General features: G+C 59.2%; 20 protein-coding genes. 7 read left to right on the forward strand and 13 right to left on the reverse strand.

What is annotated here, in order from left to right; translation table 11 throughout:
• Window positions 1–545: 545 nt before the first annotated feature.
• Window positions 546–1,304, forward strand: a complete 759-nt coding sequence (locus Enr8_RS02745) for a class I SAM-dependent methyltransferase (protein ID WP_146429086.1) — start codon at window positions 546–548, stop codon at window positions 1,302–1,304.
• Between the two features lie 604 nt (window positions 1,305–1,908).
• Here Enr8_RS02745 and Enr8_RS02750 read toward each other — a convergent pair.
• The 5 genes from Enr8_RS02750 to Enr8_RS02770 form a co-directional block, all read right to left on the reverse strand.
• On the reverse strand, window positions 1,909–5,034 hold the full coding sequence (locus Enr8_RS02750) for a plastocyanin/azurin family copper-binding protein (protein ID WP_146429087.1): 3,126 nt from the start codon (window positions 5,032–5,034) through the stop codon (window positions 1,909–1,911).
• 119 nt (window positions 5,035–5,153) lie between these two features.
• The gene (locus Enr8_RS02755; protein ID WP_146429088.1) at window positions 5,154–5,513 is read right to left on the reverse strand and encodes a VOC family protein; all 360 of its coding nucleotides are present in this window, start codon (window positions 5,511–5,513) and stop codon (window positions 5,154–5,156) included.
• Window positions 5,514–5,583: 70 nt separating this feature from the next.
• Complete coding sequence (locus Enr8_RS02760) at window positions 5,584–6,399, reverse strand: sugar phosphate isomerase/epimerase family protein (protein ID WP_146429089.1); 816 nt, start codon at window positions 6,397–6,399, stop codon at window positions 5,584–5,586.
• A 49-nt stretch (window positions 6,400–6,448) separates the two neighbouring features.
• Window positions 6,449–6,727 carry a GlsB/YeaQ/YmgE family stress response membrane protein gene (locus Enr8_RS02765; protein WP_146429090.1) on the reverse strand — a complete coding sequence of 93 codons (279 nt, stop codon included), beginning with the start codon at window positions 6,725–6,727 and terminating at the stop codon, window positions 6,449–6,451.
• 3 nt (window positions 6,728–6,730) lie between these two features.
• On the reverse strand, window positions 6,731–8,074 hold the full coding sequence (locus tag Enr8_RS02770; protein WP_246119922.1) for a replication-associated recombination protein A: 1,344 nt from the start codon (window positions 8,072–8,074) through the stop codon (window positions 6,731–6,733).
• Window positions 8,075–8,270: 196 nt separating this feature from the next.
• On the opposite strand from Enr8_RS02770, the gene Enr8_RS02775 reads away from it, so the two are divergent.
• A complete protein-coding gene (locus Enr8_RS02775) occupies window positions 8,271–8,759 on the forward strand; it encodes a DUF1499 domain-containing protein (RefSeq protein ID WP_186767399.1) in 489 nt (162 codons plus the stop codon).
• Between the two features lie 65 nt (window positions 8,760–8,824).
• Here Enr8_RS02775 and Enr8_RS02780 read toward each other — a convergent pair whose 3' ends face one another.
• The 4 genes from Enr8_RS02780 to Enr8_RS02795 form a co-directional block, all read right to left on the reverse strand.
• Window positions 8,825–9,679: a 3-keto-disaccharide hydrolase gene (locus tag Enr8_RS02780; protein ID WP_146429092.1), complete on the reverse strand. Its 855-nt coding sequence runs from the start codon at window positions 9,677–9,679 to the stop codon at window positions 8,825–8,827.
• A 243-nt stretch (window positions 9,680–9,922) separates the two neighbouring features.
• The gene (locus Enr8_RS25210) at window positions 9,923–10,207 is read right to left on the reverse strand and encodes an antitoxin Xre/MbcA/ParS toxin-binding domain-containing protein (RefSeq protein ID WP_186767400.1); all 285 of its coding nucleotides are present in this window, start codon (window positions 10,205–10,207) and stop codon (window positions 9,923–9,925) included.
• Between the two features lie 252 nt (window positions 10,208–10,459).
• A complete protein-coding gene (locus Enr8_RS02790; protein ID WP_146429094.1) occupies window positions 10,460–11,068 on the reverse strand; it encodes an RES family NAD+ phosphorylase in 609 nt (202 codons plus the stop codon).
• Window positions 11,069–11,185: 117 nt separating this feature from the next.
• Window positions 11,186–12,199 (reverse strand): exonuclease/endonuclease/phosphatase family protein, encoded by a 1,014-nt coding sequence (locus Enr8_RS02795; RefSeq protein WP_146429095.1) that lies wholly within the window; start codon window positions 12,197–12,199, stop codon window positions 11,186–11,188.
• Between the two features lie 174 nt (window positions 12,200–12,373).
• On the opposite strand from Enr8_RS02795, the gene Enr8_RS02800 reads away from it, so the two are divergent.
• Window positions 12,374–13,642: a hypothetical protein gene (locus tag Enr8_RS02800; protein ID WP_146429096.1), complete on the forward strand. Its 1,269-nt coding sequence runs from the start codon at window positions 12,374–12,376 to the stop codon at window positions 13,640–13,642.
• Window positions 13,643–13,734: 92 nt separating this feature from the next.
• Window positions 13,735–14,121 (forward strand): CoA-binding protein, encoded by a 387-nt coding sequence (locus Enr8_RS02805; protein ID WP_146429097.1) that lies wholly within the window; start codon window positions 13,735–13,737, stop codon window positions 14,119–14,121.
• Between the two features lie 24 nt (window positions 14,122–14,145).
• On the opposite strand, the gene Enr8_RS02810 is transcribed toward Enr8_RS02805, so the two are convergent.
• Window positions 14,146–14,592, reverse strand: coding sequence for a cyclic-phosphate processing receiver domain-containing protein (locus Enr8_RS02810; RefSeq protein ID WP_146429098.1), 447 nt, complete (start codon window positions 14,590–14,592; stop codon window positions 14,146–14,148).
• Between the two features lie 165 nt (window positions 14,593–14,757).
• Between Enr8_RS02810 and Enr8_RS02815 the strand changes: the two genes are divergently transcribed.
• From Enr8_RS02815 to Enr8_RS02825, 3 genes are all read left to right on the forward strand, one after another.
• Window positions 14,758–15,819, forward strand: coding sequence for a tetratricopeptide repeat protein (locus Enr8_RS02815; protein WP_146429099.1), 1,062 nt, complete (start codon window positions 14,758–14,760; stop codon window positions 15,817–15,819).
• 108 nt (window positions 15,820–15,927) lie between these two features.
• The gene (locus Enr8_RS02820; protein WP_246119923.1) at window positions 15,928–16,107 is read left to right on the forward strand and encodes a hypothetical protein; all 180 of its coding nucleotides are present in this window, start codon (window positions 15,928–15,930) and stop codon (window positions 16,105–16,107) included.
• A 181-nt stretch (window positions 16,108–16,288) separates the two neighbouring features.
• Window positions 16,289–16,477 carry a hypothetical protein gene (locus Enr8_RS02825; protein ID WP_146429100.1) on the forward strand — a complete coding sequence of 63 codons (189 nt, stop codon included), beginning with the start codon at window positions 16,289–16,291 and terminating at the stop codon, window positions 16,475–16,477.
• Here Enr8_RS02825 and Enr8_RS02830 read toward each other — a convergent pair.
• From Enr8_RS02830 to Enr8_RS02840, 3 genes are read right to left on the reverse strand one after another with little or no spacing between them, the layout of a single operon-like run.
• A complete protein-coding gene (locus tag Enr8_RS02830) occupies window positions 16,447–18,192 on the reverse strand; it encodes a TolC family protein (RefSeq protein WP_146429101.1) in 1,746 nt (581 codons plus the stop codon). The two genes, Enr8_RS02825 and Enr8_RS02830, sit on opposite strands and share 31 nt — an antisense overlap.
• A complete protein-coding gene (locus Enr8_RS02835; protein WP_146429102.1) occupies window positions 18,096–19,460 on the reverse strand; it encodes an HlyD family secretion protein in 1,365 nt (454 codons plus the stop codon). The genes Enr8_RS02830 and Enr8_RS02835 overlap by 97 nt, the downstream gene beginning before the upstream one ends.
• 44 nt (window positions 19,461–19,504) lie before the next feature.
• Window positions 19,505–21,670: a peptidase domain-containing ABC transporter gene (locus tag Enr8_RS02840; RefSeq protein WP_146429103.1), complete on the reverse strand. Its 2,166-nt coding sequence runs from the start codon at window positions 21,668–21,670 to the stop codon at window positions 19,505–19,507.
• Window positions 21,671–21,832: the final 162 nt, after the last annotated feature.

The raw sequence follows: 21,832 nt of genomic DNA on the forward strand, positions 1-21,832 counted from the left end.
GAACGGCAGCTTGCACGGTCCAGCAGCGGGGCGAAAATGCGTGAAGAGTTCGCGGCGGGATCAAATCTGTTTATGCCGACTGGGCGTGCCGAACAGTATTGCCACGAGGGCATTTTTCAACAGGCAGTTAGCCTGTTCTTCAAGACTTGCTGCTACATTGGATGAGTTTGTTGTCATAACATATGCCTTTCAAAAAGCAAGTTGCTGAAAATTGCCGGCGCCTCGAACCCACCTAATTACTGGGTACGTGCAGCCCTGCGGCATGTCGCTCAACGCCTACCGCAGGTATATTCATGGAATTTAACGAAACGCACACAGTTACATTCTGAGTGTTTGACACGTGATGAAAGTGCATTTCCAGATACAGTGTTTTCAAAGTCTTGAGAGCCGGTGAAGTGACTTGGCGACTGGGAATCGATCACTATCCCACGTGGTCAATCAGGTTCGTACAACAAGGCGGTCTGGGACAAGGGCACTACAAATGACGCCTTTCCAGCTTGGTCTCTCAAATTTTATACTCGCTCACCATCAACCCATCTCCCGACATGGCGGACCCGAACGAACCCACGATTGAGATGATGTTTTCGTTCTTTGAGGGACTCCATCGCAAGGGGCCGGGGAGCGAAGCCTCGACCTTGAAGGCGCTTGCGCTTTTGAATGACATGCCACCGAATCCCCGAGTTGTCGATTTCGGCTGTGGTACTGGCGCTGCTTCGATTCCTCTGGCACAGAATATCGACTGTGAAATTACAGCCGTTGAAATCCATCAGCCGTTTCTCAACGAACTTGATCACCTTGCAGCACAAGTCGGAGTTGGAGATCGAATCAAAACACTTCAAGTCGACATGGGCAAGCCAACCTTTTCAGAAGACTCGTTTGATGTCATCTGGTGCGAGGCTGCAATCTACAACGTCGGCTTTGAACATGCCCTGCGGATTTGGAAACCACTTCTGCGGTCTGGAGGATATGTCTCGGCGTCTGAAGTTGTGTGGCTGACACCTGAACCGCCACGCAAGGCACGAGAGTTCTGGGAAGCCGAGTATCCATCAATGGCCACCGTGGATGCCAATGTCTCGATGCTGAGTGAAGCTGGGTTTACGCCGGTCGATCACTTTGTTTTGCCATCGTCCGACTGGGAAAAATACTACGGCCCCCTGCAACAGCATGTCATTGATTATCGCTCGTCCCACGCAGATAGCCGGGCAGCGCAATCCTTGGCCGATTCTTTGCAGGAAGAGATCGACCTCTGGAAGGAATACGGCGACAGTTTCGGCTACTGCTTCTTCGTCGGCAGGGCGAATTGATCAGAGCGAAGGACAGAAGCACCAATGCGAACCGCCGTGACTGCGGCGATCCCTATCAGGCACTCGGATTTTCTGCCCGGCGATTTTTGAGATCGGATCGTCCAGAACTTTTATCAGATAGTTTCTTGTTCAACCCGTGGGCCAGATTCAGAAATTTTGCAACCAGATCGGCGGCCGGGTGGCACGGCTTTATGTTCACAATCTTGGGTGCCACTGTCGTCTGCGACAGTGCTCTTCAGCCGGTTCAAGTGATCGGATCAGCGTCGAAAGACGTTCAGTGAATTGCAATCGTGCTATTTTTTTGTCTTCCGACAGTCAATGCAATACGGTGTTGAATGGACGCTCTGGCAGAAGGTGAAGGCACGGTCGCTGGCGACCTTTGCTTTTCGAACCCGGGGGTTGATGACGCGGGCCTACCGCAGTTGAGCTGCCGGTTGCGTTTGGTTCATGAGCAAATCCGCTGAGGGGCGTCGATGCGGAAAAGTCTAGCGTCAACGATCATTCGGAGCATGCCGACCCAGGGCTAAGTCGCCGGTGGCGACACGCCCTGGGCTCGGTTAGTTAGGCCCGCTGGGTCAATAAAGAGACGTAAGAGGAGATTCGCTTACTCCACCACCAGCTCCCCATTCATTACCATCCAGTGTCCTGGGAACGTACACAGGTACGGATAACGCCCTGGCTCTTTGGGCGCCGGGAAGTAGATCGTGAACTCTTGCCCAGGGGAAACAATGTCGGTGTAGGCGAGGATGTCGTCCGACTCGGGGACGTATTGCCGCAGGACGGCGGCCGGATTGGCGACGAACTTGTTGGCCAGGTCGCCGACGGTGGAGAGCGTGTTCGGTTTGATCAGTACCCAGTTGTGTGGGACGACGTCGGGGTTTTTGAAGGTGAGGGCGATCGTCTGGCCAGGCTTCGCTTTCAGCGTCGGGGCAGAGTAGCTGAGGTTCGGGCCGGCGGCGATCGCCAACTGCTGTAGCGGCTGGTCTGCTGGTTTCTGCTGCCATGGGTTCGGCTCTTTCTTTTTCAGCAGTTCCAGGTCAGTCAGCAGCGGATGGGCGGCGATTGTTTTGGGCGTTGGCTGGTAGCCGGGGATTTTTTCGTACGGGGCGTCCAGCTGATGAACGGTGACGAAGATCTCCTGCGGCTCTTGGTTGTCGACTTGCAGCAGCAGATGCAATTGATTGACCGGCTGCAGCTCGGGGATCTCGACGAAGATTTGGTTGTCGCCGATTGGGTGCACGTCGGCGATGTTGACCGCCTCGTGGCCGACGATGCCGGGATGACTGGGGGCGAACTCGGGCGAACCGTAGCCTGGGCCGTAGCGATAGTTCCAGGCCTGGGCGAATTGGTGGGCCGATTGGCAAGCGGCGGCGTCGATCGGCTGGGCGAAGTCGATCAGCACGCCGTTTTGATGGACGTGAAACGCGGTCGGCGTTTGCAGCGGTTTGCCGGTCCAGCGAATGCGGTGCAGACAGCCATCGTCGGGCGTATAGCTGCCCCACGAGGCCATTCCGCTGATGTAGAGCTGGCCGTCATGCGGATTGTATTTGGCCCGGTGCGTTCCGCTGTGGAAGTTGCCTGGCAGCGGCACGACGGCGCCTTGCGGTTGGTCGTTTACTTTGTCTCGCAAGACCAGGAAATGCGATCCGCAGCCGAGCGAGGTGTGAATGATGTGACCGGCCAGGGGGCCGAATCGCGGATCAGGGTTGGTTGCCTGACCGCCGCTGCTGTTGTCGAGCCCGCGGGGGAGATAGACCAGCGGCAACGCAGGCGGCTGGTTGTTTCGGGGGCCAGGATAGCCGAAGTGGGGCGGCGTTTTCGCGTTCGGCTCAATCAGGCAGATCATCGACGCCGGAGTCCACGATCCTTCGCTGCATGGCGCCGTCACGGCGCCATCCGCACACAGACCGATACCGTCTGGATTGCGGAAGCCGGTCGCCAGCACGCTTACTTGTTTGCCATCGGGCGAAATGCGAATGACCCCTTGCTGACTCGAAGCGGTGTAGAAGTTTCCTTGTTTGTCGCGAACGAGATCGCAGATGAAGTCGTGCCCGCCGGCTGACGTTTTGTAGGCGTTGGAAAAGCACTCGTAGAAGTCAGCCTCGCGATCGTTGTTGAGGTCGACTAGCCGCGTGATCTGATCGCGGCCGAGGACATAGATTTGATCGTCGGCGACGACGACGCCGAGCGCTTGATGCAGGCCGGCGGCGAATCGTTTCCAGCGAACTGCTTTCAGCTGATCGTCGATGCCGGAGACGAGCCAAACGTCGCCGGTCATGGTGCTGACGACGGCGGTTCCGTCCGAGAGAAAGTCGTGCCCGCTGGGGAAGATCAGCGTGCCGTAGGGGTTGTTGGTCGGCATCGGAATGGAGTCGATCGCATAGGGGCCGTCGCTGTTGCCGAGCTTGCCTTCGACGACTAATTCCTCTGGCCATTGGGTCGGCGCCAGACGGAGCAGCCCGGCCATGGGATGATGGTCGATGGTGTTGACCTGTCGAGAGAGTTGGCCGAACTGGTCGACGGTCGGCATATCGAAGAATTTCGTTTCGCCAAGTCGATAGGCGAAGATGATCTTGGAACCGACGCGGTAGTAGCCGTAATACTCAAATGGCTGATCGGGCGCTTGGGCTTGAAAGTTGTTGGCGATTTCCCCGTCAGGACGGAGTCCATCGAGATAGCCATGCCGGACCGGCGACATCGTGACGAAGCCGCCGTTCCAGGTCGCTTCATACTTGAGCGTTTGCGGATTGAAGCAGGTCGATAGCTTGTTGGGGCCGCCGACATGCACGCAGACTCCCTTGGGAATCGCGCGGCCCGGCAAGTGGGTGACGCCGGCCAGGACCGGCGTCTTGTCGATCTTGCCCCAGCGGTCGTCGCGCCAGGTCGCTTCGGTTTGATTGCCCCAGTGTCCTTGCTGGCCCCCGTCGAGGCCGGGGAACGCCGGCAGCAGATGGGGCAGGTTGGCTTGCGCGCGAAAGTGGAGTCCCTCTTTGCGGTAGAAGTCGTAAATGCGATCGCGATTGATCGGGCGTCGCCAAAGGTCCCAGGCGACTTTGTCGAGCGGGGCGTTGTCGTAAACGAACTCGCCGGGTTGCTCAAAGTTCTTGAACCGCTGGGCCAAACCTTCCGTCTTGCCGAGCGCGGTCAGAAAGCGGACCAGATCGCGGCGCTCGGCGTCGGTCATGCTGTTGGCGACCCCGGCCGGCATCAGCGAGCCAAATGGCTTTTCCGCCGCCAGATCATCGAACGCGACTTTGGTTCCCTTTTGCGTTGTGGGATCGAAGATTTCGAGCGCATCGGCGGTTTCGTTTCGCTTGTAACCTTTCAGCACTTGCCCATCGGTCCGCTGAAACAGCCAGGTGTTGAACTCGGGCGGAACAGTGCGGCCGGGCCAGTAGATCGCCTCGACGATTTGCTGCGGCGTCAGTCGCTTGCCGACGTCCGATAGATCGGGGCCGATCGCGCCCCCGTGCCCAGCGATTTTGTGGCAAGAGACGCAGGCGAACTTCGCCGAGCGAAACGCATGAATGCCGCGATCGAGATTGCCTTGGGCTTGCGCCGACTCGACAAGTTCCGTGACCAGCTTCGCATCGAACGCCTCAGGAATCGGATCGCCCAGCGGCCCTGTGCCGGGGGCACAAACTTCGGCGGCCGGCTCTGCGGCCAGAGTGACAGATGCAGCGAAGAGCGACAGGCAGACAGCCGCCAGGCGGATTGAGGGCGCGATCATGGGGCAAGCGTCCGAGGAAGTGATGGGGCAGGGCGCAAGAGGTTATGCCCCAGGTATAGCGGGTTGGCCGGGGGGACGCAAATTTTTCACTTGGCGGCGAGCAGACGTCAGCGCCTTGCCTACGCGGTGATCTCGACGCGATGTCCGTCGGGATCGGCAACCACGGCGCGACGGCCCCAAGGAGAATCACGGGGAGAAGAAACCGAACTGCCGCCAGCTTCCAGCAGGGCGGTATAGGTCGCGTCGACATCCGCCACGGCGAAACCGACGCGGGCCGACGTGGTGGGCGAATCATCGCTGGAGAGCGGGTAGATTTCAAACACCTGGCCAGGCGTTTCGGTGGCCAGGTGGATTGGTCCGGCGCCGTGCGCGTGACGGTCAAACTGCAGGCCGAGAGCTTGATAGAAGATCTCGGCAGCGTCGAGATTGCTGGCGCGAATCACAAACAGGTTGCAGCGCGGAGGGAAGTCTGGCGGCATTCGGTTTGGTCCTTGCTCTGTTTGAATGGCCGGCCGCATTCCCTCGCTTGCGCTGCAGGCTAGTTTTGCGCTACGCGTTCAGGCAATCCTGCATGTACTTCAGGCTGCCGTCGACTAGCTTTTCGAGACCCGGCGTATAGTCGAACACTTCGACGCTGACCCAGCGGTCGTAGTTGATTTCTTTGAGGGCTGCGAAGATCGGGTGGAAGTCGATTTCGCCCATGCCGGGGCCCAGCTTGTTGGCGTCGTTGGCGTGGAAGTGGGCGATGTGGCCGGCACTCTCACGGATGATCTGCGGGATCGGTTTCGCTTCGCTCGACATCGCTTTCACGTCGAGGTGCAAGTCGACGTTCGGCGAGCCAATCAGCTCGCGCAGTTCCATGCCCTTTTCGGCGGTCAGCAGAAAGTCCCCTTCGGCCGGGCCGAGCGGCTCGAGGGCGAGCGTAACCCCGCACTCTTCGAGCGTCGGCATCGCGCGGCGGAGACAATCGGCCGCCAGCCGCATCGCTTCCGCTTCGCTGACGCCGGGCAATAGGTTCCGCTGCTGTGGACTGCCCAGCACCATCACTGTGCCGCCCAGGTCGCGGCAGAGCCGGGCCAGTTCGGCGAAGTAATCGCTGGTGCGGTTGCGGACTTCGTCGTCAGGCGTGGTGAGATAAAAGCCTTCGGTCTTGGCGAGTAGCCAGTGGAGGCCGATCACCGTGATGCCGGCCTCTTCGGCGGCGCGGCGGGTTTCTTCGCGCTGGGCTGGCGTAATGTCATACGCGCTGCTGGCCATGGTGAACGGGGCGATCTCGATGCCGGTGTAGCCAGCCTCTTGGGCGTATTGAAAACCGCGAGCCAGGGGCCAGTCGCCGAACGTCTCGTTGCAGATGCCGAATTTCATTGCACTCTTGGAAGGTTGGATAGGAACGGGGTGGGTGAGCCAGGTGTGGTTACGTTTTGGGGCTACCGGCAATTAGCCGCAGCGCGGCGACGAACAGCGCCCCGCCGATGATCGACCAGATGATCGGCAGTTGCGTATCGCCGATGGTGATCGGCAGCGGTTCGGGCATGCCGGTCAATTGGGCGAGCTTGCCGCCGAGCATCGACCCGACAAACGCGACCGCGATCGACACAAAACAGCCGCCGTTGGTGCCGCCAGCCAAGCTGCGGGCGACGCCGCCGCAGATCGCCGCAACGATCAGGAACAACAATATCTCGAAGAGGGTCATGCTTTACGGCTCCTGATCGGGCGAAGGGGATTTGGCGGTGCGCAGTTTGGCGCGAATCTTTTCTAGACGCTGTTGCAGTTCGGCCTCAAAGCCGCGGGGCACCGGGCGATAGTACTCGCGATCGATTCCCAGATAGTCTTGGGCGGCGACGCCATCCTCGGCGTTGTGGGCGTATTGGTAGTCGGCGCCATGGCCCAGTGCCTTCGCACCTTGATAATGGGCGTCTTTCAAATGGACGGGGACCGGGATCAAGCGACCTTCGCGGACGTCCGATAGCGCCTCGCCTATCGCCAGCGTGGCGGCGTTTGATTTGGGCGCACAGGCGAGATAGGCGACCGTTTGCGATAGGGTCAGCTGGCACTCGGGCAGGCCGATGAATTCGCAGGCCTGCATCGCGGCGACCGCCAGCGACAGTGCCTGGGGATCGGCGTTGCCGATATCTTCGCTGGCCGAGATGACCAGCCGCCGCGTAAGGAAGCGAACGTCTTCGCCCCCTTCCAACATGCGGGCCAGCCAATACAACGCGGCGTCCGGATCGCTGCCGCGGATGCTTTTGATCAACGCGCTGGCGGCGTCGTAGTGCGAGTCGCCATCGCGGTCGTATTGAACGGCCTTGCGCTGGACCGACTCGGCGGCCAGCTCTTGCGTGAACTCGACCGGCCGCTCTTTGCTCGACAGGACGCCGATCTCTAGTGCGTTCAGGGCGCGCCGGGCGTCGCCGTCGCTTACTTCGGCCAAGAAGTCGAGCGCCTCGTCATGGATATTGACCGGGATGGCGCCGAGCCCGACCGATTTGTCGGCTAGGGCGCGGCGGATCAGTCCCTTTACATCCTCCGGCGACAGCGGCTGAAACTGGAAGATCTGGCTACGGCTGACTAGCGCGCTATTGACGGCGAAGAAGGGATTGCTGGTCGTGGCGCCAACCAGGATGACGACGCCGTTTTCGACGTCAGGCAGCAGGGCGTCTTGCTGCGATTTGTTGAAGCGGTGGATCTCGTCGATGAACAGCAGCGTGCGCCGCCCGCCGACGGCGATTTCGTCTTTGGCCTTCTGCAGCACCTCACGCAGTTCTTTGACGCCGCTGGTGACGGCGTTCAGCTGCTCAAAGCGGCTACGGCACTCGCGGGCAAGTAGCTGCGCCAGGGTCGTTTTGCCGGTTCCGGGAGGGCCGTAAAATAAGACCGAGTTCAGCCGATCGGCCTGGATTAAGCGGCGGAGGAGCTTTCCTTCTCCCAGAAAGTGACGCTGGCCGGCGAACTCTTCGAGCGTGCGGGGGCGCATCCGCGCGGCCAAGGGCCGAATGCGATCGAAGTTTTTCGCTTCCGCTTTTTCGAATAAAGAGGACACGGTCGCCAGGCTCAGAGGAGAATGAATTCGTTCCCTTACTATTGGAATCGTCCGCCGCGATCGGGGCAACCGGGTTGGGAGGTTGTCATTCTGGGCCAGTGCGCAAGAATGAAGCGAAGAGTCGGCTAACTTTTCCGCGCTAGGCGGCTGACCTTTCGCTTTTCCTGGAAGTTTGTACCAAATGAAGATTCGCCACATGATTTGGATTGTACTGGGCGTCGTTGGGGCGATTTTCCTGTTTTTCGTCGTCGCGACCGTGATGACGGTCGACGATTGGTCGCGCGATTTGTCAACCAACGTCGCCGAAACGAAAATCAAAGCGTCTGATCCGTTGCTGCGGCCGATCTTTCGGAAGGGATCGGTCACGTGTGCCCGGTGGGTGGTCGAAAAAGAGATTGCCGAGATGCCCCGCTGGACGCTTGGCGACGTGACCGAAGGAGACGGCGAGGCGGTTCTGCACGCCACCCGCAAGACGCCGCTGTGGGGCTTTGTCGACGACATCCGCATCACGATCAAGCCAACCAACGAAGAAGGCGTATCGGTCGACGTCTACAGCAAGTCGCGGCTCGGCAAAGGAGACCTGGGGCAGAACCCGCGGAATATCAAAGAGCTGACCAGGCGACTGCAGGAAGTGGATGAGGCGGCCTGGGATTGTGATGAAGGTGGATCGCCAGAAGAAAAGTAGGTTGGGTGCAGCGAGGCGCTGCCCCAACAACGCGTCTCGCTTTACCCACCTTACGTTGATCGGTCCTACGGGATCTCTTTCGGCAACGGCCGCAGTTCCATCTTTCGCACAAACAGTTCCGCCCCTTCGGTTTGCAGCAACAACTTGCCGTGGTTGGGGAAGACCTTGTCAGCGCGATTCACGACGACGCCGTTAACGCGATAGACGAGCGAGTCTCCCTGGCAGAAGCATTCGACGGTGGTCCACTCTTGGCCGGGGCTTTCGACATCTTCTTTGCCGCGGAAGTCGACGACGTCTTTCCAGTCGGGATCGCGGCCGTACCAGTTGATGCGGCCCGCCTTGAACAGGGTTGGCTTTCCGGTCGGCGACCAAACCGCTTCGCCGTCCCGATCGCGGACGATACTGCACGTCGCTTCGGCCCGCATCACGGCGCCATCGGCGTCTTTGCCCGCCAGCACCAGGATGTCGCCGACGCCCCCTTCGATGATTTGGCACTCGAGCGACGTCATCCAGGGGCCCGGCTTTTCAGGCGTACCGCCAAAGCCGCCATCGGGACCTTGGCAGTGGAGCAGCACGCCGCTGTCGCGCGACTTCCCTTTGCGGCTCAGCAGCGTTTCGGTTCCCCAACGATACTCGAGTACCAAGTAATAGTTAGCGTACTCGTTACGGGTGATCAATCCCCCAAAGCCGTCGCCCGAGATGTGCAGGACGCCGTCTTTGCCCATGGTAAAGACGTTCCGTGGATCTTCGTGACCCCCGTCGGTCAGCCAGCTGTAAAAGTGCTGCTTCAAGTCGCCATCACCGAGCAGCGAAATTGTCTCGGTCGGTACGATCGGCTTGGCGTCAGGCTCAGCGGCCGATAGGGAACTAGCGGAAACAGCGAGAAGCAGCGCGAAGGCGCAGCGGCGGAGGGCGAACATAACCGGGCGAGACCTGTTTTAGAAGGGAAACGGCAGGGCGAACTCTCTTAATTGCGCAGAGATTTGTTGCATTTACGCGACGCGATAGGCTTAGCAGTCCGTTGATTTTCTCGACGGACTGCGTGATCGCATGGATGCGATCCCAAAATAGCGACGTAAGTCGATATTTTGCGAGCCGCGAAGAGCTACGCTCTGAGCCTGGCGAGGTTGGAAAATGCCACGATGGCATTTTTCAACAGGCAGTTAGCCAGGCATACCGCTACGCAAGCGATAGGCCATTTCCCAAAGTCGATCGATTTCTCCCCGTTCAATCACTTCGATCGGTTTTAGGCCGTCGAAGGCGGGGTTCGGATCGCTAAACCAAGATCCAAGCGCTGATGGGTCAACAACCTCGCTGAGCGTTTGATGGAGGCGATAGACTTCGTTGTAGGGGCGACGTAGCTTTTCGACCTGTTGCCCTTCCGACTCGACCTTGGCGAGCGTACGCACCGATACGTTCACGACTCGGCCGAACATGTCTCGGGACATTTTCAAACGGTCTCGAAGTTCCAATTTTGTTTCGCCGGCGAATCGTACCAGGCCAACGCCTTTGAGACCGTTGACGGAAACGACTTCGGGCTCAACTCTTTGTTTGGATCGCTTCGGCGGTGCGTGCTTCGGCGAAGGCTTCTTTTTGCTAATACGAGTTGTCATGGTATCGGTTCCTGTCCCGAGGCGGATTACTCAATTATAGCTTGCTAATCAGCAGCGTGAAGCATAAAAACATGCAAAAATGCATGACTAAGTTGGCCATTTGCTGGGATGTGGAGGGAATTCATCAGGCCTCAGAATCTGGAGCGAGCTTCCAGGATGAAGTTGGTCAGGAAAAACAACTAGGTTCGCGCCTTGTTTGTTCCGAGCAGACGGGACTCGTATCGCCTCGAAGCCTGCAAGACGGCTGCCGCGTCCGATGGCCTGCGTCCAGGACTCCTCCCCTTGGCTCTGCAGTGACTGCCAGTCCTCCTCGACAAGTTCACGCAAACTAAAGCCAATCCTTCGGCGCGTCGTCGTCGATGTAAGATCGAGGACGTTACGGAGCTTGGCTTGGATACCAGCCATGACGCGCGGCCGAACGCTCGACCCCGGTAAGCCATAGTCAAGAAAAGCCTGATACTCTTCGTGCGTCGCGGTGATCGCGTCTAGCGAGCCATAGACGGCAAGAATGCCTCGACGGTTCCAGCGGCCGCCAAAGTGCGATGCGCCGAATCCAGAAAGGAAATCTGTCGTGTTCGCATATCTAGTTCCAACGGAACGGTAGAGCGTCGCATCGATCGAATGCGCGTCAGGAAGGAGCTTTTTGATCGTGCCAAAAAGCTGCAAGACCTCAGGTGATTCTGAATGCGTCGACATGGCTGATAGGATCTCAGACCTAGAACTTGCGAGCGAAGTTCCGGGATTCTATCAGTGATTGCAGCCCGATTCACGGAATTATAGTTGCCGAACGCATAGTCGAAATTTGGGTTGCCTTTACCGCACATCCGCCGGCACGGTCGCCACTTTCCCGGGGACGCCCCCTTCGTAGATGCTGAACTCGCCCCAGACCGGTAGATGGTCCGAGATCTCCAGCGCCTCATCGATCGACAGGTTGAACTCGCGGACGAAGTCATGCACGCCGCCGCGGCCGGTGAACTCGCTGGTCGCTGGCAGCGTGAAGTAGAGGTTGTCGTACGACGCGGTGCCGCGGGTGTTGGTCATCATGCCGGTCACCGCCGCCGTCAGGCCGCTGACGGCGCCAAGTTCGCCCAGGTTGCGTTCGTCGGTGTTGAAGTCGCCCAGCAGGATGACGTCGTCTTCGCCGCGACCGTCGCCGCGCACGGCTCGCAGTACGTCGTCCATCACGTTGATTTCGGTATCGACTTCGTCGGGATCGGTGTGGACGGCGACCAGGGTGAAGGTAAACGCCTGATCGGGCTGAGGCCCGCGAACGCGGAACCAGGCGACCAGCGGCTCGCGGTGCAGCGCGTCGGCCGGGTCGTCGATCGTGTAGAGCTGCGAGCGATCGATCTCGATGCTGGCGGCGTCATAGATAAACGCGTATTGCTCTTTGCTGTCGGTGCGGCCGAGCCGGGGGCCGATCACATAGTCGTAATGCCGGCCGGCGGCGTTCACCTGGTCGATAAACTGCGGCAAGATCGACTGGTCGAGTGAACGGATCTCTTGAATCGCCACCACGTCGTATTGGCGGACGATCTGGGCCAGTCGAGCCACGACGTGCGGTTTTTCCATCTTACTGCGACCGAAGACCTGGATATTGAACGAGGCGATCCGGATCGTCTTGCCGCCGCGGGCGATCGGCACGGTGCGGTTGCTAGCCAGCATCCCGGCTCCGACGCCACCGCCGCCAGACGCATTGGTGGTCGCCGCTGCGTTGCGGGGAACGACTTTCAGCCCTTCGAGTCCTTCGATTCGATAGTTCTGAAAGAAGAACCAGCCTGCTCCACAGGCGATTGCGACCACGACTAGTCCGCTCGCTTTGTTCACCGCTTGCTCCAGGTTGGAAAAATAATCGGATCAGGCAGACTCGCCGCCCGTCAGGAAAGTCCCAGGAATTCGCCCAGAAAAAACGAAGGCCGAGCATCTCCTTTTCGTTGTATCGACCGCCGACAAGGTCTATCTTGGAAGGGCTATCGGAGGCTCTTACGTGCGGGAGAATCGATGCGGTTTACCTGGTTGCTAGCAGCGGCATGCTGGACCCTGGCGGTACAACCGGCATGGTCGGATAGGGTCGTGCTGGTGAGCGGCGGCAGCGTGAGCGGCGACTTGGAAGAGTCGCCGGGCGATCTTCATGCGCCGCGGCGGATCGTCTCGCCGCATGGCGTGATCGAACTGGCGCCAGAGGTGATCCTGGACGTCGAGCGCGAACCGCCGGCGCTGGCCGAGTATCGCGATCGGGCCCATCGCGCCGCGCTGAATCTGACCGACCAGTGGAGCCTGGTTCAGTGGTGCCGAGAGAACAGTCTGTATGACGAAGCGAACGCCCATTGCGAGCAGATCTTAAAGCTCAATCCCAATCACCTGCAGGCCCGGACTTTACTTGGGTATCAAAAGCGCAACGGCGAGTGGAAACAGCGGGAAGACTATATGCAGTCGCGGGGGTTCGTCCGCTACCAAGGTCGCTGGCGGATGCATCAGCAGGTCCAGCTGCTGGAGGAGCGGCGGCTGATCAAAGAGGCCCAGATCGAATGGTGGGTCCGACTGAAGCGGTGGCGAGAATCGCTTGGCACGCCGCACGAGCAGGAGAACGAGATCGACTTCTCGCAACTCCGCGATCCGATGGCGATGGACGGGCTGATTCGTCTATTAGGACGAGAGGGGAACCTCAAGCTGCAGCGACTTTATATCGGCACGCTTGGCAATTTAGAGCATGACGTGGCGCTCGGTTTTCTGATGAACCATTCGGTCTTTCAAAACAATCCCGATCATCGCGAGATGTGCATGCTCGAAGTGCTGCGGCACCGCCATCCGCTAATGGTCGAGCGCTATGCCCGCTTTCTCGATTGCTACGACGCCGGGATCGTCAATCGCGCGGCCGATTGCCTGGCGGCGCTTGATTATCAATCGGCAGTCATGCCGCTGGCCAGCGCGCTGAGTACGCGGTATATCGTCCGCGAGTTCCGCAACTCGGTCAGTAGAGGTCCGTACGAAGTGAACGCCGTCTATCACTATTCGCGCCAAGCGCCGTCGCCGTTCTTTGATGTGGTCGGCCCAACGCCGTCGTACCGCATGAAATCGATCGACGACGTGCTCGCGGCGTCGCAGCGCAACCACATCGTCGACTGGGGCAAGAACGAAAACGTCTACATGGCGCTCCGCAAACTGACCGGCGGGTGCGACTTCGGCTACCATACCGCCAACTGGAAAGCCTGGTACACGCAACAACAGGTCACCGCGACCCCGATCATCCAAGCCCGCCGGGGCGACTAGTTGCCTTGGCCCGGGGGATCGCGAAGAATGGAACGCGGAAGCGATCAGGCCTTCCCGTTCCAATCTGCCAGCACAACCTCAAGAGCAGCCCCATGTCCAAGCCAACCGTCGCCATCCTGGGCGCCAGCAAGAACCGCAACAAATATGGCAACAAGTCGGTCCGCGCCCACGCGGCCCAAGGTTACGAAGTCTTTCCGATCAACCCCGCCGCCGACGAGATCGAAGGGTTAACGGTTTACAAGAAACTAGCCGATATCCCGGTCGAGCGACTCGACCGCATCAGCGTCTATCTCTCGCCCGCGGTCGGCCTGCAACTGCTAGAAGAAATCGCCGCCGCGAATGCCAAAGAGGTTTTCTTCAACCCCGGCGCCGAAAGCGAAGAGCTGTTGGCGAAAGCCCGCGAACTGGGGATTGAGCCGATTCAGGCGTGTAGCATTGTGGATGTGGGGATGTTGCCGCGGGAGTTGCCGAGCGAGTAAGTGGTGCGAAAAGGCGCCGCAGGTTCATTCTTCGCGAAACGACTCGTCTTCGGGACGCTTGCCGGCGATCATTTCACTTGCGACGCCAAACCAATACGCTTCGATCCAGTCTTCGCCCAGCGGAGCGATTCGGTCGACGTTCCAGCCAGCGTCGCGGAGTGAAAACAGCATGGACTCGGCGGCTCGCGCGTTCGTCGAATGAATAAGGACGGGAGCGAGAGCAGGTTGACTGGCCAGGAACGCCGCGACGTCGCGACCATCGCCTGGGTCGGGGTCATCGACCGAGTCGGGGAATAGGTCATGGTCGAGGCAAATCAAGTCAGGCGTCGCCGTGAGGGTCTCGTAAGCGGCAATGAAGGCCGGCGCCGTGCGATGGATCGACAACTCGGCGTGCGGATAATTCTTGACGACGATCGCGAGAAATCGCTGGATGCGATCCGGATCGTCTTCTAGCATGAGAAGGCGTTTCATTCGCAGGTCTTGTCCTTCGCGCTGTTGGTCGGCTGCCTGACGATTACCACGTCGGATCCTCGATTGTATCGGACGGGGCAATAAGCCGTCCTGTTTTTGGCGCCAGAATGCACGTCGTGTCGAATCTGCGACTCCAGCGTGGCTCCAGATCGACGAAAGTAAGAGATGAAACTCCCAACCGTCTATGATGACAATATTCTGTGCCATGATGACCGCATCGCTCCGGACGGTTCGACCGTTCCCACAGCGGTCTACTCGGTCGTCTATCCGCCAATCGGCTTTTTTCCTTTCTACGATATTGGGAATGGCGACTATCACGGGCTCTATTGGCCGATCGGCAAAGAGGAGGAGCCTCCGTTGGTCGCGTTTAGCAGTCATGACGCCTGGTCCTTGATTCCCGAGTATTCGGATATGGAAGCGTTTTACGCCTGTTCGCTGGCGCGTGCGGCGGATGAAGACGACTCGTATTCGCTCGTCTCGTATCGAGAATTGGTAAAGACGGCGACCGGACGCCCGCCGGTCGAGCATGATCTACGTGGTTTGGCGGCCGATGACTATGAGCAACTGTTGTCGCTCGATTCGACTTCGCCGTTCTATTTGTGTGCCGCCGGCGACATCCATTTGGGCGGCAACGACGTCGAAGCGGCGGAGCAAAAATATCGAGCGGCCCTCGATGTTCTTCCCGAGTATGTCGCGGCCCACTTTGGCCTTGCTTCCGTCCTGCGCCGCCAACGACGACTGGAAGAGGCGACGGTTCATTTACGCTTAACGCTGATCGGGCCGATGTCCTTTTATGGAGGTTCGTTTTGGTCTGATACGGCATTGCCCGGCAATTTTCGGAACGACTGGAGCCGAAAGGCGGTCATGTGGATTCAGCGGTCCAAGACGCTGCACGAGTCGCTCGTCGACGATCCTTTCGCAACGCGCATCAATGAGTTGACGTTTGAGACAGGCCTCGCGGAAAATGCCGATATCGACGTGCTTCGGCTGATCGTGGAAAGCTATGCGGCCAGCGGATCGTTTGCCGATGCGGCTCGAATCTGGATGCTGATCGGCGAAAGAGCCGCGATGGAGACAACCAGTTTCCGCGAGCGCTATGACCTGACTCCCACGACGTATGGCGGACGGCTCGCGGAGCTGTTGGAACTTTCCGGAAACGAGCGTCGTGCGGCGCTGGTGCGAAATATGCTTGGGGCGATGAAAAAGCCCGCTGGGCTCTATCTGTAGTTGGATTGTCGGGGAGTCGGTTGCAAGGGTATTGATTCGCGAACTTGTCCCAGTATCGTGAAGCTAGCAAATTCACCCCGAGGCCTATCCCGTCCGAAAGAGCCTCTCATGCTTCGCCCCCGTTTGCTCACTCTGCTACTAATCTTCACCTCAATTCCCTTCGCCGCCGCCGCCGAGCCCGTTCCCGTCATCTTTGACACAGACATATCTGGCGACGTTGACGACGTATTAGCCTTGGCCATGTTGCACGCGCTGGCGGCGAATCTGGCGGAATCGCCCCGACGATAACTATTTTGGCCTATCTGCCTGTTGAAAAATGCCATCGTGGCATTTTTCAACCTCGCCAGGCTCAGAGCATAGCTCTTTGCGGCTCGCAAAATAACGACTTACGTCGTTATTTTGCGATCGCATCCGTGCGATCACGCAGTCCGTCGAGAAAATCAACGGACTGCTATCAGAGCCGGGCCTGGTGACGGTCGAGAAGGATGGCTTTACGCGGTTTGCACCCGCCGCCAAGGGACGAGATCGCTATCTGACGATGGACAAAAGTCAGGCGATTCGGGTGATCGAGGCGCAGCGCTGTTTGGCGAGTCAGCCCCAGTTGCGAAGTAGCCAATTCGACGCGGGCTACGGGGTGATGTTGAGCGCCGCCCGATAGTCGGCGACCGCTTTGAAGAAGTCGGCCTTCGACGAGATGTCGGTCAGTTGGGCGTCGGTCGCGGATTGCTCGAAGATGTTCAGTTCGACGACGTCGATGTCGCCGGCGTTGAATTGGATGCGGGCCAGGGCGAGCGCCTCTTCGGCCAGGCTCACGTTTTGTTCGGCCCGGTAGATTCGCTCTTTGGCGTTCTGTAGGGCCGAGATCGCATCTTGCACCGTGGCGACCGTCTTGTCGGTCGTAAATTGACGCTTGGCGTTCAATTGCTGCAGCTTGGCCTCGGTCGAGGTGATCTTGCCGAGCGCCGCCCGGCGCTGCAGGGGGACCTCGCCATAGAGGCCCAGTTCCAACTCAAAGGGGCTTTTGGTGCGATCCACGTTGGCCGGACCGCCGACATCTTTCGATGCGTAGAGCTGCGCGTCAAGCTTCGGCAGGATCGAGTTCTCGGCGTAGTCGAGTTCGATACGCAGTTGGCGGGCTTTCCATTCCAGTTCCGCCAACATCGGCGACGCGGCGATCGCGGCCGAAGGCGCCGCGTCCAGTTCTTCGACCGAAGGCAAGTGGGGCGGCGGAAAGTCGCCCGGCAACAGCGAATCGTGCGGCAACAGCGGCTCGCCGATCGGATCGCGGAAGAAGAGCGACAGCTTGATCGCGGCGCTTTGCAGTTTTCGTTCCGCCTCGATTAGCTTGGTTTCGCGCGATGCAATCAACTGCTCATTGGTGATTCGGGTGATCTGCTTCAGGTCGCCCAGTTCAATCCGCTTTTGAATGCTTTGCACCCGCTGCTCGGCCAACGACAGCAAGTCTTGTTGTGCCCGGCGAGACATTCCTGCGGCGACCCAGTCCCAGTAGTAGATCGACGCGACGCGACAGAACTCGATCACCTGAACGCGGATCTCGGGCTCGACGCGACGCCGTTCGAGTTCGGCTTGAAACAGTTCGGAGCGACGCTGATCGATCGCGCGACCTTTCAGCAGGGGAACGCCGACCCCGGCCGCGAATTCACCGCCGTCGTTGGTTTCTTCGTCACCATACCAGGGAGGAAAGTATCCGCGGCCGACGCGATAGCCGCCGTACAGATAACCGCCAGCCATCAGCGGTTTTTCGACCGACAGTTTGTTGTGATAGTTCTTGTAGTAGTTTTCTGGTTTCGAGACCGACTCGCCTTTCAGCTTCACGTCAAAGTCGCCCCACGCGGTGACGTTCTCGCCCAAGGCGACGTCGCGGCCGAGATAGGCGCTGGTGAGCAGCGGATACGACGATTGCACGGCGGTCAGCACATCTTGCATGCTGAGCGGCTTGGGCTGAATCTCTTCTAGCGGCGCTTCCAGCAGTCTGGCTGGCGCTTGAGTCGTGAGGGCGTCAGAGTCGAACGACACCGGATAGACGTCAGACTCGGTGTGGTTTGGCGCGGCGGCGTTGTTGGCGGTGGCGGTCATCTCGACTGGAGCAATCGCCGGCGACTGGCGATGCATAGACAGATGTTGTTGGGGTTGCGGAAGAGAGGCGTGAGCCCGTATTTTTTCTTCATAAACCGGGGGCGCCGGCGAAGAGGTGCGGCAACCCATTGGGGAGATGGCGGCGGCCAACGCCAGCAGCAGTAGGCCGCCGCAGCGGCTTACTTGGGAAGCTTGATCTTGGGCTTGGCCTTCTTCTTGTTGATGCCGGGCTTGCCGTCGGCGGCGGTAGGAGGAAAGCCATTGAGTTGTCGCCATATTTCGTAGCCTAGCGGAACCTGATTCAGCATGACCCAGCCGTTGGCCTGCACACCCTGTCGCAGGTGTCGGTCATCGGGCCAAGAAGATTTGTCGTCGGGCACTACGAGGACTCGAAAATTGCCCATTCCATCGTCGGTTGCGTCGACGGAGGCGACTTTGCCGCCAAAGGTGCCGACTGCGACCGAAGGCCAGCCGACGAACTGCACGGCGGGCCATCCTTCAAATTGCAAACGAACGTGATCGGCGGTTTGCACCAGCGGCACGTCGTTTCCCGAAACCCAAAGTTCCACCGCCCGTTGCGTCGTTTCCGGAACGATGGTGAACAGCGTGTCCCCTTCTTTCAGCATCTGTCCCCGTTCAAAGACCTCGACGCGGTATAAGGTCCCATCGCGGGGCGCGGTGATTTTCAGTCGCTCCAGCTCCGAGAGTTTGATCTCGATTTCGCGGCGTTCCTTGTTGGCGGTGGCGACTTGCCCTAGCGCCTCTTGTTGCATCGCTTTGGCGTAATCGACCTTGGTTTGCGCTTCGCGCTCTTTTTGGACTCGTTCGTTTTTCTTCGCTTCCAACTCGCCGAGGGCCGCATCGACTTCGAGGTGGGCCGACTCAAGTTCGGATTTGGCGACGCCGAGGTCTTTCCGCAGTTTTTCGATTTCCTTCTCCGACTGCAGGCCGCTCTCGAACAGCTCGGTCTGCCGTTCCAGGTTCAACTCGGCCTGCAGGCGTTTCGCTTCGTAGCTGGCAATCAGTTTTTGCTTGGCGTCACGTTTCGCTTGGGCGGCCTCGATCAGTTGTTCGGCGCCCAAAACGGCGGCGTTCTTCGCCTCGGTGTAGTCAATGACGTTGCGTCCATAGACCTCGACCTTGGTTTCGGCTGATTTGACCTTGGCGTCCAAGTCGCGCTTCGACGCTTCCAGTTGGCTCACCAGGTTGGCGGCGCCTGGCTCCATTTCCAGGATCAGCTCGCCTCGCTTTACTTGCGTCCCTTCGCGAAGCCCGGGTGCAATCATCGAAACGACTCCCTTGGTAGGAGCGGTTACCGTCTGCTGTCGCTCTTGGGGAGCGTAGGCGATGACCTGACCGGCGCCCCGGGCAGACTGCTGCCAGGGGACGAAGATCATTCCGAAGACGCACAGCATCAACAGGACGAACAGGGCGTTCGCCAGCCGCCAAACCCAACGAGACGACTGAACCAGCTTGAGGGCTGGCAAGCTGTCGTCGCGCGTTTTCGTCAGCATCTGCGGACTCTTCTTGATCAGTTGTCTCATCGGAACAATCTCATAAATATCGTTAGGATCGATTCGGTCGAGCGCTACTTTGTCCGAAATTTCCGCTGCGAGTTTTCCTGCTCAACGTTGAATTGCCGATTGCATTGCTCCGCCAGACGGCTACGCGACGTTGCGACGACCAGGGTCCAGTTCTTCGCCGCCTTGAGACGTGCTAGCAAGCGATCCGCCATTGCGTCGGACAGGCTGTCCAGCACCGAGTCGAGCAACAACACCCGCGGGCGGCCGACGATCGCTCTGGCGATCATCAGACGCGTCGCCTGACTACCGGTGAGGTTGCGGCCATGCGTCAGCAACTCGGTATTCAATCCATCAGGCAGTTTCTGAAAGTCTTCCATCAGTTCCACCGTCTCCAGCGCATCGCGAACATCCTTGGCGTTGATGTGAGCGCGGTTTAGGTGGATGTTCTCTTGGATCGAACCATGAAAGATTTCGATCTGTCCGGCCAACGCAATATGTTCGCGGAGCGAGTCGGGACGGAGTTCGCGAATGTCGATGCCGTCGATTTCGACGATCCCGCTGGTCGGCTGTCGCAGACCGCTCAGCAGGCTCAAAATCGACGACTTGCCTGCCCCAGAATCCCCATAGATCGCAGTCGACTCGCCTGGTTTGATCTCTAGTTCCAAACCGGAGAGGGGCGCATTCGGCCGATTGGCGACCGAGACTCCCTTCAGCCGCATATCGGCGGGCTCCCCTTCGCGAAGGTGAAACAACCGATCATGCTGTTCGATGCTCAGGTCGAATAGCTGGCCCAGTTTGTCGACCGAGGCCAGCAGGTCGTAATAACTTTCGAGGTGTTTGCCGAGCTTGGCGAACGAACCAAGCAGCATCATGACGATCAGCTCGGAAGCGACCAACTGACCAAGCGTCATTTCGCCAGAGATCACCAGCCACCCGCCCAAGCCCAACAGCGCCGTACCGGCAACCGCTTGCAAGCCGAGCACGAACAGAATCTGACGCAGAATGATCTGGAAGTGGGCTCGGCGGGCGTCGAGCCAATGCACCGCTAAATTATCGGCCCGCTCAAGGGCGTAGGCTTGGCCGCCGTTCATTTTAAAGGCGGTGGTGTGACGCGCCAGTTCCTGCAGCCAAGCGGCGACGGCGTACTTTGCTTTCGATTCCTTGATCGACGTCTTGACCGCTCCGCGCCCTAGCAAGAAGGTGGCGACGGTGATCAACAACAGCAGGACGATGTCGTAGCCCAGCAGGAAGGGATGATAGAACGCCAGGACCGACATGCCGATGATCGTCTGCAGCACAATCACCAAACCATCGAGCAAAAGCGTTGACGTCGCCTTTTGCACGGTGACGACGTCAAAGAAACGGTTGGTAAGCTCTGGGCCGTGATGGGCGTCGAACTCGGACTGCTGAACCCGCGGAAGTCGGTAAGCGAGATCTTCCACCACGCGAATAAAGATCCGCCGCTGCAGCACTTCCGCCACAAACGCAACCAAGCCGCGCATCGCCGCGGCGAAGGCGAGAAAGACAAACAGAAGCATCGCGAGAATAATGATCGGTTGCAGGTAGCGACCGAAGGCGACCGTGTTTACCAGCACTTCGACGGCGACCGGCGTCGCAAATGCCAGCAAGCCGACCAGCGACGAAAAAATAAGCAGGATCCACAGATCCTTGCGCTCGGGCATGAACAGCGAGATGACCCGTGCGAGCGGCTTCAGTCCGTTTTGCGAGGAAGGAGTGTCGGTCGGTCGCGCCGTCGACTGGCAACTGAGCGCCGGCTGTCCGACGATCCAGCGGCACTTGGCTTCTGGGTCGGTGAGGGCCAACTCTTTGCGAAGCACGCTGCGCGATACCCAACGCGTCTTCTGGGTCAGCGGCTCCATTACGAGCACTTTGGAGCCCTTGGCCTGAATCAGAACCGCCCAGGCGATTTCGTCCGCCTCGTCGCTCAGACCGTGGGCGACCGGCGTGCCATGTTCGACAAAGCCCAAGATCCGGTCCAGGCTGGAGTCGAGCATCCGCACCTTTAGGTGAATGCTCTCGCCAACTTCGACCAGGCGCCGCGACCAGGCGGCCGGATCATCTCCCGGGATCGCCCGTTTCGCCTCATGCAACAGTCGTCGGGCTTTTCCCCGATCGAACGTAACTCTCGCAGCTGTTGCGAATTGCGCCATGATCTCCATCGTGCCATGGAGCGAGCTGTCGTCTTGTGCTGGGGGCCGTCCCTGCGTCATTGGGCGGTACCTTTTTTGCGGATTACAGGTCTTCTGACGATCGCCGCGTCATCTACCCTTTATCGTAACTTAAGCGCAGCTAGATATAGTAGAAGTCTCGGCGGAAATGACCAGTTCCACGATTTGGCCAGGAAACAGGAAAGTGGCCCATTGGTTGAGCAA

The sequence above is a fragment of the Blastopirellula retiformator genome (assembly GCF_007859755.1).
Lineage (GTDB): Bacteria > Planctomycetota > Planctomycetia > Pirellulales > Pirellulaceae > Blastopirellula > Blastopirellula retiformator.

Excerpts from the sequence above, each read along its gene's own strand:
- Enr8_RS25210 (WP_186767400.1), bottom strand. The coding sequence starts at position 10,207 with ATGTCCCGAGACATGTTCGGCCGAGTCGTGAACGTATCGGTGCGTACG.
- Enr8_RS02755 (WP_146429088.1), bottom strand. The coding sequence starts at position 5,513 with ATGCCGCCAGACTTCCCTCCGCGCTGCAACCTGTTTGTGATTCGCGCC.
- Enr8_RS02815 (WP_146429099.1), top strand. The coding sequence starts at position 14,758 with ATGAAACTCCCAACCGTCTATGATGACAATATTCTGTGCCATGATGAC.
- Enr8_RS02760 (WP_146429089.1), bottom strand. The coding sequence starts at position 6,399 with ATGAAATTCGGCATCTGCAACGAGACGTTCGGCGACTGGCCCCTGGCT.
- Enr8_RS02830 (WP_146429101.1), bottom strand. The coding sequence starts at position 18,192 with ATGGCGACAACTCAATGGCTTTCCTCCTACCGCCGCCGACGGCAAGCC.
- Enr8_RS02840 (WP_146429103.1), bottom strand. The coding sequence starts at position 21,670 with ATGACGCAGGGACGGCCCCCAGCACAAGACGACAGCTCGCTCCATGGC.
- Enr8_RS02835 (WP_146429102.1), bottom strand. The coding sequence starts at position 19,460 with ATGAGACAACTGATCAAGAAGAGTCCGCAGATGCTGACGAAAACGCGC.
- Enr8_RS02780 (WP_146429092.1), bottom strand. The coding sequence starts at position 9,679 with ATGTTCGCCCTCCGCCGCTGCGCCTTCGCGCTGCTTCTCGCTGTTTCC.
- Enr8_RS02820 (WP_246119923.1), top strand. The coding sequence starts at position 15,928 with ATGCTTCGCCCCCGTTTGCTCACTCTGCTACTAATCTTCACCTCAATT.
- Enr8_RS02810 (WP_146429098.1), bottom strand. The coding sequence starts at position 14,592 with ATGAAACGCCTTCTCATGCTAGAAGACGATCCGGATCGCATCCAGCGA.
- Enr8_RS02805 (WP_146429097.1), top strand. The coding sequence starts at position 13,735 with ATGTCCAAGCCAACCGTCGCCATCCTGGGCGCCAGCAAGAACCGCAAC.
- Enr8_RS02765 (WP_146429090.1), bottom strand. The coding sequence starts at position 6,727 with ATGACCCTCTTCGAGATATTGTTGTTCCTGATCGTTGCGGCGATCTGC.
- Enr8_RS02750 (WP_146429087.1), bottom strand. The coding sequence starts at position 5,034 with ATGATCGCGCCCTCAATCCGCCTGGCGGCTGTCTGCCTGTCGCTCTTC.
- Enr8_RS02800 (WP_146429096.1), top strand. The coding sequence starts at position 12,374 with ATGCGGTTTACCTGGTTGCTAGCAGCGGCATGCTGGACCCTGGCGGTA.
- Enr8_RS02790 (WP_146429094.1), bottom strand. The coding sequence starts at position 11,068 with ATGTCGACGCATTCAGAATCACCTGAGGTCTTGCAGCTTTTTGGCACG.
- Enr8_RS02775 (WP_186767399.1), top strand. The coding sequence starts at position 8,271 with ATGATTTGGATTGTACTGGGCGTCGTTGGGGCGATTTTCCTGTTTTTC.
- Enr8_RS02745 (WP_146429086.1), top strand. The coding sequence starts at position 546 with ATGGCGGACCCGAACGAACCCACGATTGAGATGATGTTTTCGTTCTTT.